The organism is Polaribacter sp. PL03, from assembly GCF_033875165.1.
Classification (GTDB): domain Bacteria; phylum Bacteroidota; class Bacteroidia; order Flavobacteriales; family Flavobacteriaceae; genus Polaribacter.
This window is the reverse complement of record NZ_JAWZSV010000016.1, coordinates 2,886-6,272: the sequence shown is the minus strand read 5'-3', so window position 1 is coordinate 6,272 and position 3,387 is coordinate 2,886. Positions and strand designations below refer to the sequence as shown.

The following is a 3,387-nucleotide window of genomic DNA, read 5'->3' as shown; positions in this document are numbered from 1 at the left end:
AATCTAACGAGCGAGAGAGTGTTCCACAAATATTCAGTTTTTTTGTTTTTCAGAGTTTCAATTCCGCATTTTTGGATTTTTGAGCAATGAAATATAACGTTGTTGTATAAGCTTTGTTGCGTAGTTTAAGCAGTGAATTTAGTAAATAAATCACGAACGGCGAAATTCCGGAGGAATTTCCCAAGTGAGCTAAAACTAGCAATAAAGTTTATACGGTGTTGGCATTTCGTTTATTTCCATTTTGTTCTTAATTCTTCTCCAATTTTTAAATCCATTTGATTTTGAAATGTATGATCATATATTTTAATAAAACTCATATTTTTTGTTACGGAATCAATTGTAAAATTCATAATTCCATTTTCTCTTTTAAAATCCATATATTTTCTTACTTTTTCTTTTTCTCCTTTGTCAATTTTAACAATCCAATATTCATAAACTTCATTTTCAATAATTTCTTGATTTTTAGAATATCCAATAATTTTTGAACTAATAGGTTTTAAAAGAAATAGTTTTCTCCACTTTTCTGGAATTTGATTTATATCTAATAGTTCATTCGTAATTAAACTATCTTTTCTTAACCTTAAATACATTCCACTATTTTCAGGTTCATAGCCTGAATTATAATTATCGGAAAATCTATTAAAATCATTAAGTTCTCTAAAACTCCAACCTTCTGTAATATTTTCGGATAATAGATATTCAAAATTATTCCAATTAATGATTTTAAATTCACTATTTAGTTTTAATGAATCTGGGACAAAATTTAGTTTTAAAATTTCACTCTTTTCATTGAAACCTAAAGGAAGTATTTCAAGTTCAATTCTTTTTTCATTAAGTTTTAAAACTGATTTTTCTCGTTTGTATTCTCCAAAAATTTGTTTGATTTCTCCTCCTCCTGTACATCCATAAACAAACTTTGTATGAATAAATTTACCATTATTTAAAAGATAAAGACTTCCTCCATTATTAAAACCTTTATAAGAGTATTTTAATGTGTCTATTATTCCGTTTGAGTCAGAATGAGAAGTTCGATTTGTACAACCAAACATTAATGATATTAATAAAATTTTAAATAATATTCTCATTTTTTTTTAATGAATGCCAACGTTGATGTATAAGCTTTGTTGCGTGTTTTAAGCAGTGAATTTAGTAAATAAAACACGAACCAAGAAAGTCTGAAAGGACTTTCGTAAGTAAGCGATTACCAGCAATAAAGTTTATACGGTGTTGGCATTAGTTTTTTTCTTTTCCGAGTTTTATAATTATAATCCAAAATAGAGTATGAATAGAAAAATTCATAGCATAATTATAAATAGGATTATTCAATATTAAAGGGATTTGATATGAAATCCAAGTTGTTATTGACCCAATAATTCCGAACATTATTAAAGAAGCAAACCAACCAACAATAGCATTAGAAGTTCTTCCGTCTTTACTAAATAACGGAATTAATAACAAAAAAGGTAAAATAATAACTAATAAGTAGTTTGATGTTATAGACATCCAATAAATTGAACGTATGGGTTTTTTCGTAGTAGTTTTAGGTGTATTATTCGCTGGTTTATTCTGGTCTATAATTTCAGATGTTTCAGATTTTATAGAGTCTTTCAGAAAAAGTCGAGATAATTTGTCAGAATAATGTTTATTATTAAACACTTTTCTTTCCATTTCAGAAAGTCCATTTAATATTATAGAATCAGTTGTGTATTTTTGTTTTAAACTACTTATTTTTCCAAGTTGTTCTATTTTATTATTCAGATGATAATTATAACTAAAACCTAAATAAAAGTCAGAAACAAAAATCAAACCGATTACTGAAATGAAAAGTGCAGTTTTAAATCCCCAAGAAGTGGTTTTATCTTTTATTAAATCAATAAAATGTTTTAAAATGTCTCCCAATTTAGTTTTTCAGTTTTTAATTAATGCCAACGTTTTGGTATAAGATTAGTTGAGTATTTCAAGCATTGAATTTAGTAAATAAAACACGAACCAAGAAAGTCCGTTTGGACTTTCGTAAATAAGCAAAAAGCCAGCAATTAATTTTATACGGTGTTGTGGTGCGTATTTTTTATTTAATTTCAATTTGTTTTTTGAGTGCTGGTGGTTTCAAAAACTCTTTATCAGTTAGCCATATTTTAATATCCGTATTATTTGTTATTCCATAATATTGTTCGGTTAATTTATCTAAATTTTCAAGCAGTTTTTTAAATTCATTTTTCTTGTCATAAGAAATAGAAATCACTAGTTTTTTTGAATTTTCACTCAACATAGGAATTATTCCATTATTGTTAATGTCCATTTTTAAAACACTTTTTAAACTATCTAAAGGAAAAGTTCCTTTTTTATGTTTAAAAATTGTGTCATTATGAATTTCAATAACATTTTTTGACTTGACAATTTTATAGGAATCGTCTTTCCAACAAGGATTATGAAAATAGATGGTTCTAATTTCATTATTTGTTCTTAACGTTATTTTTGGAATACTGTCATTACAAACAATCTTTTCAGCTCGTTCAACTAAATCACTCCAATTATTGAACTTTTTAGTATTCAGTTCAACACCAAGACTATCATTTTTTGTTTTCCATTTTCCAAATTCGCTTTGAACTATGGCAGTTTCTTTTTTAATTGACTCTTGTTCCTTTTTTTCAACTTTCCCACATCCATTAATTAATAGAGTTAGGATTATTACGAAGGACATTTTAAGTGTATTTTTCATTTTTTCATTTTTTTGGTATATGCACCACAACGTTTCTGTATAAAAATAGTTGCGTTTTAAGTGCGCGAGGAATTTCGGAACGAAATTCAGAAGCAAACTTAAAAAAGCAACTGCCTTTGGTAAAGCACTAATTTAGCAATTTTTTTTATATTGTGTTAGCTTCTGTTGCGAAACATTTGAGTAAACAAGTTTTGCTTGCGTTTTCAACTTTTCAGCATTTGAGTGATTTCCCACATTTTTACTTTAAAAGACTTTTTACGAAAAAAAAACGCGAAAAAATTCCGCATTTTTGGTTTTTCGTTTGAGTAAATTTCAACGTTTTGCTTTCGCAAATATTTTCAATTCCGTTTGAGTAAAGTTTCCGAAAACTTACTTAATTCCGCAATTTTGAAAATTCTGACGAGTGAGAGAGTGTTCCGCAATTTTCATTTTTGTGAACTTAAAAAACAGAAAAATTCAATGTTTTTAAGAGTTTTAATTCAGCGTTTGGAAATTTCTGAGCAATTGAAGCTAACGTTTGTGTATAAAAATAGTTGCGTTTTAAGTGTGCGAGGAATTTCGGAACGAAATTCAGAAGCAAACTTAAAAAAAGCAACGAACATTGTTAAAGCACTAATTTAGCAATTTTTTTTATTTTAATCACGAAATTGTTACAAGCAACGAAAAAA

Annotated in this window: 3 protein-coding genes; all 3 read right to left on the bottom strand. The window is 27.1% G+C overall.

The genetic code is table 11. The features are described from left to right. Positions 1–230 precede the first annotated feature (230 nt). The gene (locus SHK09_RS15130; protein WP_319811629.1) at positions 231–1,085 is read right to left on the bottom strand and encodes a hypothetical protein; all 855 of its coding nucleotides are present in this window, start codon (positions 1,083–1,085) and stop codon (positions 231–233) included. 148 nt (positions 1,086–1,233) lie between these two features. After that, positions 1,234–1,899, bottom strand: coding sequence for a hypothetical protein (locus tag SHK09_RS15125; protein ID WP_319811628.1), 666 nt, complete (start codon positions 1,897–1,899; stop codon positions 1,234–1,236). Positions 1,900–2,068: 169 nt separating this feature from the next. Beyond that, entirely contained in the window at positions 2,069–2,719 is a 651-nt protein-coding gene (locus tag SHK09_RS15120; protein ID WP_319811627.1) for a hypothetical protein, read from the bottom strand. Between the last annotated feature and the right edge of the window lie 668 nt (positions 2,720–3,387).

Bases quoted from the DNA above. Each gene is read 5' to 3' on its own strand.
- SHK09_RS15130 (WP_319811629.1), bottom strand. From the start codon at position 1,085: ATGAGAATATTATTTAAAATTTTATTAATATCATTAATGTTTGGTTGT.
- SHK09_RS15120 (WP_319811627.1), bottom strand. From the start codon at position 2,719: ATGAAAAATACACTTAAAATGTCCTTCGTAATAATCCTAACTCTATTA.